General features: G+C 63.8%; 12 protein-coding genes. All 12 read left to right on the forward strand.

Annotated features, from left to right (window positions below; all coding sequences use genetic code 11):
- Window positions 1–447 precede the first annotated feature (447 nt).
- A complete protein-coding gene (locus GCT13_RS20485; RefSeq protein WP_321574497.1) occupies window positions 448–1,137 on the forward strand; it encodes an ABC transporter permease in 690 nt (229 codons plus the stop codon).
- Window positions 1,138–1,165: 28 nt separating this feature from the next.
- Window positions 1,166–1,879 (forward strand): ABC transporter permease, encoded by a 714-nt coding sequence (locus GCT13_RS20490; protein WP_152761007.1) that lies wholly within the window; start codon window positions 1,166–1,168, stop codon window positions 1,877–1,879.
- 117 nt (window positions 1,880–1,996) lie between these two features.
- Complete coding sequence (locus GCT13_RS20495; protein ID WP_152761009.1) at window positions 1,997–2,788, forward strand: ABC transporter ATP-binding protein; 792 nt, start codon at window positions 1,997–1,999, stop codon at window positions 2,786–2,788.
- A gap of 38 nt (window positions 2,789–2,826) precedes the next feature.
- Window positions 2,827–3,888 (forward strand): GlxA family transcriptional regulator, encoded by a 1,062-nt coding sequence (locus GCT13_RS20500; protein WP_152761011.1) that lies wholly within the window; start codon window positions 2,827–2,829, stop codon window positions 3,886–3,888.
- A gap of 624 nt (window positions 3,889–4,512) precedes the next feature.
- Window positions 4,513–4,731, forward strand: coding sequence for a hypothetical protein (locus tag GCT13_RS20505; protein ID WP_152761013.1), 219 nt, complete (start codon window positions 4,513–4,515; stop codon window positions 4,729–4,731).
- A gap of 103 nt (window positions 4,732–4,834) precedes the next feature.
- Window positions 4,835–6,064, forward strand: coding sequence for an aspartate aminotransferase family protein (locus tag GCT13_RS20510; protein WP_152761015.1), 1,230 nt, complete (start codon window positions 4,835–4,837; stop codon window positions 6,062–6,064).
- 40 nt (window positions 6,065–6,104) lie between these two features.
- Window positions 6,105–7,157, forward strand: coding sequence for an arginine/ornithine succinyltransferase subunit alpha (gene aruF / locus GCT13_RS20515; RefSeq protein WP_152761017.1), 1,053 nt, complete (start codon window positions 6,105–6,107; stop codon window positions 7,155–7,157).
- Window positions 7,154–8,194 carry an arginine N-succinyltransferase gene (gene astA, locus GCT13_RS20520; RefSeq protein WP_152761019.1) on the forward strand — a complete coding sequence of 347 codons (1,041 nt, stop codon included), beginning with the start codon at window positions 7,154–7,156 and terminating at the stop codon, window positions 8,192–8,194. The genes aruF and astA overlap by 4 nt, the downstream gene beginning before the upstream one ends.
- Window positions 8,195–8,223: 29 nt before the next feature.
- Window positions 8,224–9,687, forward strand: a complete 1,464-nt coding sequence (gene astD, locus GCT13_RS20525; RefSeq protein ID WP_152761021.1) for a succinylglutamate-semialdehyde dehydrogenase — start codon at window positions 8,224–8,226, stop codon at window positions 9,685–9,687.
- Window positions 9,688–9,696: 9 nt separating this feature from the next.
- A complete protein-coding gene (gene astB, locus GCT13_RS20530) occupies window positions 9,697–11,037 on the forward strand; it encodes an N-succinylarginine dihydrolase (protein WP_152761023.1) in 1,341 nt (446 codons plus the stop codon).
- Window positions 11,021–12,073, forward strand: a complete 1,053-nt coding sequence (gene astE / locus GCT13_RS20535; protein ID WP_152761025.1) for a succinylglutamate desuccinylase — start codon at window positions 11,021–11,023, stop codon at window positions 12,071–12,073. The genes astB and astE overlap by 17 nt, the downstream gene beginning before the upstream one ends.
- Before the next feature lie 1,077 nt (window positions 12,074–13,150).
- Entirely contained in the window at window positions 13,151–13,942 is a 792-nt protein-coding gene (locus GCT13_RS20540; RefSeq protein WP_152761027.1) for an ABC transporter substrate-binding protein, read from the forward strand.
- The last annotated feature ends 177 nt before the right edge of the window (window positions 13,943–14,119 follow it).

A 14,119-nucleotide genomic window follows, 5' to 3' on the forward strand; every position in this document is an offset into this window, starting at 1 on the left:
ACGGCTTGCGCGTCTATCGAAAAAGCGACCCGAAACTTGCGAAATCACGGCACGCCGATTGCGCATGGCGCCCGCTTACAAACGGATAGCGCCCGATTCTGCGGGCGTTCGACGCGAGCTGTCCTCCGACATTGAGGATGTTGCAATGCACAAGAGCCGACTGATCCGATTTGAGAAAGTATTTTTGCCTGCGAGTATCCGCGCCATGCCGCAGCGGATGCGGCTTTCGAACAACCCGGCTTTGCACGGGACGGGAGTAGGTGCTCTGCATGGGGCTGGAGTAAGTGCTAAAGCACTAACTCCAGCCGACAGCTAAAGCGCCAACTCTGGTCGACCGCTTCGCATGGGACGGGAGTAGACGCTGGAGCGTCAACTCCCGTCGACAGCTTTGCATGGGACCAGAGTAAGGCGCTAAAGCGCCAACTCTGGTCGACACAGGAGACGCGCGTGATTCTTTATGGCTTTGGCCCGGTGCTTCTCGACGGCACGATCAAGACGATCGAGCTGTCGGTTCTTTCGCTGGCGGCGGCCGTCGTGCTCGGCCTGATCGGCGCGGCCGCGAAGCTGTCGTTCAACCGCCCGCTGCGCGCGATCGCGACGGGCTACACGACGCTGATCCGCTCGGTGCCCGATCTCGTGCTGATGCTGCTGCTCTTCTACAGCATCCAGATCGCCATCAACAATCTGACCGACGCGCTCGACCTGCCGCAATTCGACATCGACCCGTTCTCCGCAGGCGTGTTGACGCTCGGCTTCATCTACGGCGCGTATTTCACCGAGACCTTTCGCGGCGCGTTTCTCGCCGTGCCGCGCGGCCAGCTCGAAGCGGGCACGGCGTACGGCATGAGCGGGGCGCGCGTGTTCGCCCGCATCCTGTTCCCGCAGATGATGCGCTTCGCGCTGCCCGGCATCGGCAACAACTGGCAGGTGCTCGTGAAGGCGACAGCGCTCGTGTCGATCATCGGGCTCGCCGATGTCGTCAAGGCCGCGCAGGACGCCGGCAAGAGCACCTTCAACATGTTCTTTTTCATCCTCGTCGCCGCGCTGATCTATCTCGCGATCACGACCGTGTCGAACCTCGTGCTGATCTGGCTGGACAAGCGCTATTCGACGGGCGTGCGGCACGCCGAACTCTGACTGCCCGAATCCGCAGGAGACGACGACCATGATCGACATCCTCAACCAGTTCTGGCGCGCGTTCCTCTACTGGGACGGCCAGCGCATCTCGGGGCTTGCCGTCACGCTGTGGCTGCTGGTCGCATCGATCGGCATCGGCTTCGTGACGTCGATACCGCTTGCCGTCGCGCGTGTGTCGAAGAAGCGCTGGCTTTCGATGCCCGTGCGCTTCTACACGTACGTGTTTCGCGGCACGCCGCTCTACGTGCAGCTGCTGCTGATCTACACGGGCATGTACAGCCTCGAGTTCGTACGCTCGCATGCGCTGCTCGACACGTTTTTCCGCAGCGGCTTTCACTGCGCGATCCTCGCGTTCGCGTTGAACACGTGCGCGTACACGACGGAGATTTTCGCGGGCGCGATCCGCGCGACGCCGCACGGCGAAGTCGAAGCCGCGCGCGCCTATGGGATGAGCTGGTTCACGATGTACCGGCGGATCGTGATACCGTCCGCGCTGCGCCGCGCGCTGCCGTTGTACAGTAACGAAGTGATCCTGATGCTGCACGCGACCACCGTCGCCTTCACGGCCACCGTGCCCGATGTGCTGAAGGTCGCGCGCGATGCGAACTCGGCGACGTACCGCTCGTTCGAGGCATTCGGGCTCGCGGCGCTGATCTATCTTGCTGTATCGTTCGCGCTGGTTGCGCTGTTCCGGCGCGCCGAGCGTCATTGGCTCGCGTATCTGGCCGTGCGCCGGCATTGACCGGACTTGGCGCCCCAGCGCATGTGCGCATCGTTCGCATCGCATCGCATCGCATCGATCAGCGGCCCGATCACACCGAAGCATCCGTTTCACCCGTCTTCACTCTGGGAGAGCATCTTGCTCCACACGACTCAAACGGAAGCCTGCAAGCTCGCCGTGCAGGACATCCACAAGCGCTATGGCGATAACGAAGTGCTCAAGGGCGTCTCGCTGAACGCCAACAAGGGCGACGTGATCAGCATCATCGGTGCGAGCGGGTCGGGCAAGAGCACGTTCCTGCGCTGCATCAACTTTCTCGAGCGGCCGAATGCCGGACAGATCATCGTCGACGGCGAAGCGGTGCGCACGAAGGTCGACCGCCACGGCAACTTCGAAGTCGCGGATCACAAGCAGTTGCAGCGCATTCGCACGAAGCTCGCGATGGTGTTCCAGCACTTCAACCTGTGGGCGCACATGAACGTGCTGGAAAACGTGATCGAGGCGCCCATTCACGTGCTCGGCGTGCCGCGCAAGGAAGCGGAAGACCGCGCGCGCGAATACTTGGAGAAAGTGGGCCTCGCGCCGCGTCTCGAGAAGCAGTATCCGGCGCATCTGTCGGGCGGCCAGCAGCAGCGCGTCGCGATTGCGCGCGCGCTGGCGATGCATCCCGACGTGATGCTGTTCGACGAGCCGACGTCCGCGCTCGACCCCGAACTCGTCGGCGAAGTGCTGAAGGTGATGCAGAAGCTCGCCGACGAGGGCCGCACGATGATCGTCGTCACGCACGAAATGGGTTTCGCGCGCAACGTGTCGAACCATGTGATGTTCCTGCATCAGGGCCGCACGGAGGAAGAGGGCGTGCCGTCCGAGGTGCTGGTCGCGCCGAAGAGCGAGCGCCTGAAGCAGTTCCTGTCCGGCAGCCTCAAGTAATCCCGGCATCGCGCGGCACTACTTTGCAGCACACATCAATGGCACGCCCGTCGTCCAGTCCGGCGCGCACGACCCAGGTCGCGATCGTCGCGTTGCCGCCCGTCTCGATGTCGGGCGTGGGTCCCATCGTCGATGCATTGAATCTCGCCAACGAAATCGACGGCCGCGCGCTGTACCGCTGGCAGGTGTGCTCGTGGGACGGCCGGCCCGTGCCGCTTGCGGGCGGCGCGCACTGGCCCGCCGACACCGCGTTCGGCGATGCCGTTTCATGCGACTGGCTGATCATCGTCAGCGAGCGCTTCCAGCAATTCGCGGATTACCGCCTGTTCCTCGCGAGCCTGTCGCGCGTCGGCCAGCGCACGCCGCTCGTGACGGGCATTCATCATGGCGTCTGGTGGCTCGCGATGGCGGGGCAGTTGTCCGGCTATCGCGTGAGCGTGAACTGGGAGACGTACCAGCAGTTCACGGAGCAATTCGAGCGCTCGATCGTCACGCAGCAGATCTTCGAGATCGATCGTGACCGCGCGACTTGCGCGGGCGGCCAGGCGACAGTCGATTTCATGCTCGCGATGATCGGCCGCGACCACGGCCCTGAACTGGCGGAACGGATCGCGGACACGATGGGCGTCGGCACGCTGCGCTCGGGCGAGGAGCGCCAGCGCATTCCGTTCGTGACGGCGCCGGGCGAGCGTCATCCGCGTTTGAACGATGCATTGCTGCTGATGGAAGCGAACATCGAAGACCCGCTGACCTCGGACGAGATAGCGGGACTGGTCGGGGTATCGCGCCGGCAGCTCGAACGTCTTTTTCGCCAGTACCTAGGCTCGATGCCGTCGAAGTACTACTTGGGCTTGCGCCTTGCGAAGGCGCGCACGCAGTTGCAGCGCACGAGCAAGTCGGTCGTGCAGATCAGCCTCGCATGCGGGTTCTCGTCGGCGGCGCACTTTTCCAATGCTTACCGCGAGCGATTCGGCGTGACGCCGCGCGAAGAGCGGCGCAACTGGATCGAGAAACAGCACGGGGCGGGGGTTGCCCGTGCGGGCATCGATGAGCCGCGGCCGGGGGCGTTGATCGAGCCGCCGGATGCTGGCGGGCGGTGAAGGTTTTTTGTCTGCGACTGCTTTTGCTGTGGTTGTTTCAGCGTGCCGCTGGCATCCACGATGTGTTGGTTTGCCTTGCCCTTATCGCGGGCATCCGCGATGCGCCTCGCGGCGCGGGGGTTGCCCCTGTGCGGGGCGGCACTCACTTTCTTTGCCGCCGCAAAGAAAGTAAGCAAAGAAAGCGGGCTCACACCGCCAGTGCTTGACGATTACCCACGGGCTCTCAACGTCCCCGTGTTTCACGCGGCAGCATGCGTGGCCTATGCGCGTTGCCAACGCTCCGGCTAAACGCCTCACCCACTTCATGCACGTGTGGCACGCTTAAGGGTATTCAACGTTGCAGCGCCCCATTGCGGTAGTGAATATAGGTCGCTGTGTCGTACGCGGCAACGCCCTCACTACGCAGGCGTATCGCATATCGAGGGTGTCCTGTGCGGTGCAAATGGCTACACACAGTTTGCCGCAAAGGGGCGCAGAAATGTTCGACGTCGCAAGCCGCAATTCGGGTGCGCGATGCAGGTGAGGCGCTCGATCAGCGCGTAGGCAACGCGCACAAGACAGCACACTGCCGGTTGAAGGATGGGGCCGTTGAGGGCCCGTGGGTAAAGGTCAAGGATTGGCGGTGTGAGCCCGCTTTCTTTGCTTACTTTCTTTGCGGCGGCAAAGAAAGTGAGTGCCGCCCCGCACAGGGGCAACGCCTGCGCCGCGAGGCGCATCGCGGATGCCCGCGATAAGGGCAAGGCAAACCAACGCATCGCGGATGCCAGCGGCACGCTGACACAGCCACGCAATCGCCGCTGCCAGCGACAAAGGCAAAAAACCAAACAGCGTCGCAAGACATAAGTCGCCAGACATTAAAAAGAACCCGTCGCTTCCACGCAAGACGCCTCGCGCCACGTCACCTACACTAGGAACCATTACTGTGAACGAGCCCCAAGGACCCGCCATGAACGACCAGAACGTAACCCGCCAGACCTTCGACGAAGTCATGGTCCCCGTATTCGCGCCGGCGTCTTTCGTGCCGGACCGCGGCGTCGGCTCCCGCGTGTGGGACACGCAAGGCAAGGACTACATCGACTTCGCGGGCGGCATTGCCGTGACGGCGCTCGGTCACGCGCATCCGGAACTGCTGAAGGTTCTGCACGATCAGGGTGCGAAGCTGTGGCACATCGGTAACGGTTACACGAACGAGCCCGTGCTGCGTCTGGCCCGGCGTCTCGAAGAACTGACCTTCGCCGATCGCGCGTTCTTCGCGAACTCGGGCGCGGAAGCCAACGAGGCCGCGCTGAAACTCGCGCGCCGAGTCGCCTTTGACCGCTTCGGCGCGGATAAGGATGAAATCATCTCGTTCACACAGTCGTTCCATGGCCGCACGCTCTTCACGGTGAGCGTCGGCGGCCAGCCCAAGTATTCGGAAGGCTTCGGCCCCGTGCCGGGAGGCATCCGGCATCTGCCGTACAACGACATCGAAGCGGCGCGCGCGGCCATCGGCCCGAAGACGTGTGCCGTGATCGTCGAGCCGGTGCAGGGCGAAGGCGGCGTGATTCCCGCCGATCCCGCGTTTCTGAAGGCGCTGCGCGAAGCGTGCGACCAGCACAATGCGCTGCTGATTTTCGATGAAGTGCAGACGGGCGTGGGCCGCACGGGCTTCTTCTACGCATACGAGGACACGGGCGTGACGCCCGACGTCCTGACGACGGCGAAGGCGCTCGGCAACGGCTTCCCGATCGGCGCGATGCTGACCACGAAAGAGCTGGCCGCGCACTTCAAGGTCGGCGTGCACGGCACGACGTATGGCGGCAATCCGCTCGCGACGGCGATCGCGCTGAAGGTGGTCGATCTCGTCAGCGATCCGAAGCTGCTCGAAGGCGTGCGCGCGCGCAGCGAACAGCTAAAGGCGACGCTCGCGAAGATCAACGAACGCTTCGGCATTTTCAGCGACGTTCGCGGCAAGGGCCTCTTGATCGGCGCCGAACTCTCGGACGCCTACAAGGGCCGCGCGAAAGACTTCGTGACGGCAGCGGGCAAGCACGGCGTAATCATGTTGATGGCGGGTCCCGATGTGCTGCGTTTCGCACCGTCGCTGATCATTCCGCTCGACGACATGAACGAAGGTCTCGCGCGCTTCGAAAAGGCAATCGAGGAAGTCGTCGGCGCTGCGGCGCTGGCCAAGTAATCCCTCAAGCCACATTAAAGCTTCATTACACGAGACCACGATGCTCTTCGTCCGCCCTGGCCGCCTGGCCGATCTCGACGCCTTGCAACAGATGGCGCGCAACGCGCAGCCCGTGCTGCATTCGCTGCCGCACGACCGGCGCGCGCTGGAGGCGCGCGTCGCGTTGTCGGAGGACTCGTTTCGCGCGGAAGTCGATTTTCCGGGCGAGGAGTTCTATCTCTTCGTGCTGGAGGACAGCGAGACGGGCAAGCTGCACGGCACGGCCAGCATCGTCGCGGCAGCCGGCTACTCGGAACCGTTCTACGTGTTCCGCAACGATGCCCTCATTCACGCGTCGCGCGAACTGCACGTGAACCGCAAGATTCACGCGCTGACGATGTCGCACGAACTGACGGGCAAGAGCCGTCTCGCCGGCTTCTACATCGACCCCGCGATGCGCGGCGATGCCGCCGCTCACCTGATGTCGCGCGCGCGCATGATGTACATCGCCGCGAACCGCAAGCGCTTCACGTCCGAAGTTTTTTCGCTGCTGCTCGGCGTGACGGACGACGCGGGCGTGTCGCCGTTCTGGGAGGCAGTGGGCCGCAAGTTCTTCGGCCGCAATTTCGCGGACATCGAAGTGCAGTCGGGCGGACGCAGCAGCACGTTCATCGCGGAAGTGATGCCGAGCTATCCGATCTATGTGCCGCTGTTGCCCGAAGCCGCGCAGCGCGTGCTCGGCGAGCCCGACGAAAAGGCGCTGCTCGCCTACGACATCCACATGGAAGAGGGCTTCGAGACGGACCGTTACGTCGATATCTTCGATGCGGGCCCGGTGCTCACCGCACAGGTCGATCGCAGCACATGCGTGGCGCGCAACGAGACGCGCACGGTGCGCGAGGCATCGGCGCAACAGGGCGCGACGTATCTGATCGCGAGCAACAAGCCCGGCGAATTCCGCTGCGTGCTCGCCGATCTGCCCGCGCAGAAAGACGAAGGCGCGCCGCTGCCCGCGGCCGCGCGTCATGTGCTCGGCGTGCAGGACGGCGAGGCCGTGCGCTGCGTGCCGCTGCATCAGCAGGAACAGAAACACACTACGGGAGAAGCACAATGATCGTCGTTCGCGTCGTGCAGACGGGCGATGTGGACGCGCTCGTCGCGCTCGCTCAGGAGACAGGGCCCGGCCTCACGACCTTCAAGCCGGACCGCGATGCGCTCGCCGCGCGCATCGATCGCGCGCGCCGCACGATCGAGGACAAGGCCGCATCGCACGAGAAGGGCTACTTCTTCGTGATGGAAGATTCGCAGACGAAGGACATTGCAGGCGTCTGCGGAATCGAAACGGCCGTGGGACTCGAGCAGCCGTTTTATAACTATCGCGTGAGCACGGTCGTGCATGCATCGCAGGACCTCGGCATCTGGACGCGCATGCGCGCGCTCAACATCTCGCACGACCTGACAGGTTACGCGGAAGTGTGCTCGCTGTTCCTGAGCCCGCGTTATCGCGCGCACGGCGTGGGCGGCTTGCTGTCGCGCTCACGCTTTATGTTCATCGCGCAGTTTCGCGACCGTTTCCCGCAGCGCATCTGCGCGGAGCTGCGCGGCCATTTCGACGCGGACGGCACGTCGCCGTTCTGGCGCGCGGTCGGCTCGCACTTCTATCAGATCGACTTCAACGCGGCGGACTATCTCAGCTCGCATGGCCGCAAGTCGTTTCTCGCGGAGCTGATGCCGCGTTTCCCCGTGTATGTCGAGCTGCTGCCCGAGGACGCGCAGCAGGCGATCGGCCTCACGCATAGCGATACGCTGCCCGCGCGCAAGATGCTCGAAGCGGAAGGGCTGCGTTACGAGAATCACGTCGACATCTTCGATGCAGGCCCCGTACTCGAATGCCATGTCGCCGATTTGAGGACGGTGCGCGAGAGCGTCGTCGTGCCCGTCGAGATCGCCGCGGTTCAAGCGCAGGAAGACGCCGCGCCGGAAAGCGGGCCGCGTTCGCTCGTTTCGAACACGTCGCTTGCGGATTTCCGCACGGGCGTGGCGGCGGGCATCGTCGAGAACGGGGTGTTCCGTCTTTCGGCGGACGAGGCGGCGGCATTGAACGTGAAGGCAGGCGAGCCCGTGCGCGTGCTGCCGCTGAAGCGCAAATAAGCGCAAGTGACATAGAAACAAGGACTGACATGAGCGAGCTTTTCATCGACGGCGAATGGATCGCCGGCACAGGACACGCATTCGCATCGCGCAACCCGGGCACGGGCGCGACGGTGTGGGAAGGCAATAGCGCATCGGCCGACGATGTCGATCGCGCCGTGATGAGCGCGCGCCGTGCGTTCGCGATGTGGTCGGCCGTGAGCCTCGACGAACGCATCGCCATCGTGCGCCGCTTCGCTGCATTGATCAACGAACGCAAGGAAGCGATCGCCGAGGCGATCGGCCGCGAAACGGGCAAGCCGTTGTGGGAAGCGCGCACGGAAGCCGCGTCGATGGCGGCCAAGGTCGAGATCTCGATCCAGTCGTACAACGAGCGCACGGGCGAGCGCCGCGCCGCGATGGCGGACGGCACGGCCGTGCTGCGTCATCGTCCGCATGGCGTCGTGGCCGTGTTCGGTCCGTATAACTTTCCCGGGCATTTGCCGAACGGGCATATCGTGCCTGCGCTGATCGCGGGCAACGTCGTCGTGTTCAAGCCTTCGGAACTCGCGCCGGGCGTCGCGCGCGTCACCGTCGAAGTGTGGCGCGACGCGGGTCTGCCCGCTGGCGTGCTGAACCTCGTGCAAGGCGAGAAGGACACGGGCATCGCGCTTGCGAATCATCGGCAGATCGATGGCCTGTTCTTCACGGGCAGCTCGGATACGGGCACGCTGCTGCACAAGCAGTTCGGCGGCCGGCCCGAGATCGTGCTCGCGCTGGAGATGGGCGGCAACAATCCGCTCGTCGTCGCGCCCGTCGCCGATATCGACGCCGCCGTGCATCACACGATTCAATCGGCGTTCCTGTCGGCAGGCCAGCGCTGCACATGCGCGCGCCGCATCTTCGTGCCGAACGATGCGTTCGGCGAGCGCTTCATCGAACGTCTTGTCGACGTGACGTCGCGCATCGCGGTCGGCGAATACAACGCCGATCCGCAGCCGTACATGGGCGCCGTGATTTCGGCGCGCGCGGCGGCGCGTCTCGTCGAAGCGCAGGCGCGCCTGATCGCCGATGGCGCGAAGCCGCTCCTGAAGATGGAGCAACGCGATCCGAAGCTCGGCTTCGTGACGCCCGCGATCCTCGACGTGACGAACGTGCAGAGCCTGCCCGACGAGGAGCACTTCGGCCCGCTCGCGCAGATCGTTCGCTACGGTTCGTTCGACGAAGCGATCACGGGCGCGAACGATACCGAGTTCGGTCTGTCGGCAGGACTGCTCGCCGACGACGAAGCGCTGTGGACGCACTTTCAGCGCGCGATCCGCGCCGGCATCGTGAACTGGAACCGGCCGACCAATGGCGCATCGTCGGCGGCGCCGTTCGGCGGCACGGGGCGCTCGGGCAACAACCGGCCGAGCGCGTACTACGCGGCCGATTACTGCGCGTACCCGATGGCCTCCGTCGAAAGCGCACAACTGCAAATGCCCGCGAGCGTGTCGCCGGGTCTTCATTTCTAAGGATCGACGATGCAAGCCACTGAAGCGAATTTCGACGGACTCGTCGGACCGACCCACAACTACGCAGGGCTGTCGTTCGGCAACGTCGCGTCGCAGACCAACGAGAAGTCCGTCGCGAACCCGAAGGCCGCTGCGAAGCAGGGCCTGCGCAAGATGAAGCAGCTCGCGGACCTCGGTTTCAACCAGGGCGTGCTGCCGCCGCAGGAGCGTCCGTCGATGCGCCTGTTGCGCGAGCTGGGTTTCTCCGGCGATGAGGCGAGCGTGATCGCGCGCGTCGCGCAGAATGCGCCCGAATTGCTGGCGGCGGCGAGTTCTGCATCGGCGATGTGGACGGCGAACGCGGCGACCGTCAGCCCGTCCGCGGATACGCACGATGGCCGCGTGCATTTCACGCCCGCGAACCTGACGAGCAAGCTGCATCGCGCGATCGAACACGAATCGACGCGCCGCACGCTGCGCGCGATTTTCGCGGACACGTCGCGCTTCGTCGTGCACGAAGCGTTGCCCGGCACGCCAGCGCTCGGCGACGAAGGCGCGGCGAACCACACGCGTTTTTGCGCGCAGTACGGCGCGAAAGGTGTCGAGTTCTTCGTCTATGGCCGCAGCGAATATCGCCGCGGACCAGAGCCGAAACGTTATCCCGCGCGTCAGACGTTCGAGGCGAGCCGCGCCGTCGCGCATCGTCATGGCCTTTCCGACGATGCAACGGTGTACGCGCAACAGACGCCCGACGTGATCGACGCGGGTGTGTTCCACAATGACGTGATCGCAGTGGGCAATGCGCGCACGCTGTTCTGTCATCAGCTGGCGTTCGTCGATCAGCAGGCCGTGTACGACGAACTGCGCACGAAGCTGTCGAAGCTCAACGGCGAATTCAACGTGATCGAAGTGCCGGACGCGCAGGTGAGCGTCGCCGATGCCGTGACGTCGTATCTGTTCAACAGCCAGTTGCTGTTGCGCGGCGACGGCCGCCAGGTGCTGGTCGTGCCGCAGGAGTGCCGCGAGAATCCGCGCGTTGCAGCGTACCTCGACGAACTGGCATCGGGCAAGGCGCCCATCGACGACGTGCTCGTGTTCGATCTGCGCGAGAGCATGAAGAACGGCGGCGGCCCTGCTTGCCTGCGTCTGCGTGTGGTGCTCAACGATGCCGAGCGTGGTGCAGTGACGCCGGGCGTGTGGATCGACGACAGTCTTTTCACGCGGCTCGATGCGTGGATCGAGAAGCACTATCGCGACCGCCTCGCGCCCATGGATCTGGCCGACCCGCAGTTGCTCAGCGAGTCGCGCACTGCGCTCGACGAACTGACGCAGATTCTGGGTTTGGGATCGCTGTATGACTTCCAGCGCTGATACGGCCGTGCCGGCGATGCTCGGCGATTTCCTCGCGTTCACGCTCGCGGGCGCGCAGCCTGCCGACGATGCGCGCGCCGGTGTGTGCGCGAACGGCGTGCAATGGAAGTGGATCGACGACGGCGTGCTGCAGTTCGAGCCCGCTGCGTCATCGGGCGGCGACGTGCGCAGCGTGCTCGTATCGGCGGGCATTCATGGCGACGAGACGGCGCCCGTCGAGTTGCTGTCGTTTCTGGTCCGCGACATTGCGCAGGGACGCGTTGTGCTCGCGTGCCGGCTGCTCGTGATCCTGGGCAACGTGCAGGCGATGCGCGAGTCGTGCCGCTATATCGACGACGATCTGAACCGGCTCTTCAGCGGGCGTCATGCGCAGTTGCCCGAGAGTCACGAGGCGCCGCGTGCTGCCGCACTCGAGCGCATCGCGATGCGCTTTTTCACCGACGCACCGGATGCGCCCGGCGCGCGCTGGCACATCGACATGCACACGGCGATTCGCGCTTCCGTGTTCGAACAGTTTGCATTGCTGCCGCATACGGGTGCGCCGTTGTCGCGCTCGATGTTCGAGTGGCTGCGCGATGCGCGTATCGCGGCTGTGCTGCTGCATACGACGAAGGGCAACACGTACTCGCATTTCACGGCCGAGTCGTGTGGCGCGGATGCGTGCACATTGGAGCTGGGGAAGGTAAGGCCCTTTGGGCAAAACGACTTGTCGCGGTTTTCCGGCGCGGATCATGCGGTGCGGCAGCTCATCGCCGGTGAAGCGGGAGATGCTTCGCTGGCATTGCCGCGCGTGTTCACTGTGATCGATCAGATCACCAAGAAGAGCGATGCGTTTGAGTTGCTGTTCGCGAAAGACGTGGCCAATTTCACCGCGTTTGGGCGCGATACGGTGCTCGCGCGGGATGGCGACTATCGGTATGTCGTGCGGCACGATGAAGAGCGGATTGTGTTTCCTAATGCGACGGTCAAGCCTGGATTGAGGGCAGGGCTGCTGGTCGTTGAGACTACCGATGAGGCGCATTCGGTGCTGGTGTAGGTTTTTTTGTCTGCGACGCTGTTGGTTTTTTTGCCTTTGTCGCTGACATCCGCGATGCGTTGGTTTGCCTTGCCCTTATCGCGGGCATCCGCGATGCGCCTCGCGGCGCAGGCGTTGCCCCTGTGCGGGGCGGCACTCACTTTCTTTGCCGCCGCAAAGAAAGTAAGCAAAGAAAGCGGGCTCACACCGCCAATCCTTGACCTTTACCCACGGGCCCTCAACGGCCCCATCCTTCAACCGGCAGTGTGCTGTCTTGTGCGCGTTGCCAACGCGCTGATCGAGCGCCTCACCTGCATCGCGCACCCGAATTGCGGCTTGCGACGTCGAACATTTCTGCGCCCCTTTGCGGCAAACTGTGTGTAGCCATTTGCACCGCACAGGACACCCTCGATATGCGATACGCCTGCGTAGTGAGGGCTTTGCCGCGTACGACACAGCGACCTATATTCACTACCGCAATGGGGCGCTGCAACGTTCGATACCCTTAAGCGTGCCACACGTGCATGAAGTGGGTGAGGCGTTTAGCCGGAGCGTTGGCAACGCGCATAGGCCACGCATGCTGCCGCGTGAAACACAGGGACGTTGAGAGCCCGTGGGTAATCGTCAAGCACTGGCGGTGTGAGCCCGCTTTCTTTGCTTACTTTCTTTGCGGCGGCAAAGAAAGTGAGTGCCGCCCCGCACAGGGGCAACCCCCGCGCCGCGAGGCGCCTCGCGGATGCCCGCGATAAGGGCAAAGCAAACCAACACATCACGGATGCCAGCGGCACGCTAAAAAAACCAAAGCGTCGCAGACAAAAAAACCCATCGGCAGACACCAATTCCATTGCCCCTTTCCGACAAGAACTTGCGAATTCACGCGCAGCGAGAACCCTCAAGACGAGAAGCAAAACGACGCAACGAGCGATCACCAAAACATCACCACGCGGAGCGAACACCCCGGACCCTGTAAAATCCACCGCCTTGTGCGCCGCACCAAGCCCCGCGCATGCGTTTGTACCGCATTTTTGGCGTTGCAATGATCACGCGCACGCCCAACGCGGGGCGTACCGCATACCAGCATTCTTGAGGAAAGTATCGATGAAAATGAGTTGGCAAAAGATGGCCGCGCTCGCCGCATTCGCGGGCGCGATGATGGCAGTAAACGCAACGGCCGCTGAGATCAAGGAACTCCGCTTCGGCGTCGAGGCGTCGTATGCGCCGTTCGAATCGAAGTCGCCGGCCGGCGAACTGCAAGGCTTCGATATCGACGTCGGCAACGCCGTCTGCGCCCGGCTCAAGACCAAATGCGTGTGGGTCGAGAACGCGTTCGACGGCCTGATTCCCGCGCTCCAGGCCCGCAAGTTCAACGCGATCAACTCGGACATGTCGATCACCGACCAGCGTCGCGCCGCCATCGACTTTACCGATCCCATCTACGTGATCCCCAACCAGATGATCGCGAAGAAGGGCAGCGGCCTGCAGCCGACGGCCGCATCGCTGAAGGGCAAGCACGTCGGCGTGCTGCAAGGCACGATCCAGGAAACCTACGCGAAGGCCAAGTGGGCGCCCGCCGGCGTCGACGTGATTCCGTATCAGACGCAGGACCAGGTGTACGCCGACCTTGTCGCGGGCCGCCTCGATGCGTCGTTCCAGGACGCGGAAGCGGCCTCGAAGGGCTTCCTCAAGAAGCCGCAGGGCGCAGGCTTCGAATTCGCCGGCCCGCCCGTTTCGGACGAAAAGCTGCTCGGCTCGGGCGTCGGCTTCGGCATCCGCAAGGGCGACGCCGCGCTGAAGGACGCCGTCAACCAGGCATTGAAGGAGCTAAAGGCCGACGGCACTATCGACCGCCTCGCCGCAAAATACTTCGACGTGAAAGTCGTGCTCAAGTAATACGCGTGTCATCGGCTGCGGATAAGCTCGCCGATGTTGTTCGACTAACGGCCGCTTCGAGCGGCCGTTTTGTTTTTTTGCCCTTGTTTCATGGTCTTTTTCACGCAGCCGTGCTCCCGGGCCATTGTGGCTGCGCTAAAATCGGCGAGCGGGGAAAGGGGCTCGATGCGCCGCGCT

This window comes from Paraburkholderia franconis (assembly GCF_009362735.1).
Taxonomy (GTDB): domain Bacteria; phylum Pseudomonadota; class Gammaproteobacteria; order Burkholderiales; family Burkholderiaceae; genus Paraburkholderia; species Paraburkholderia franconis.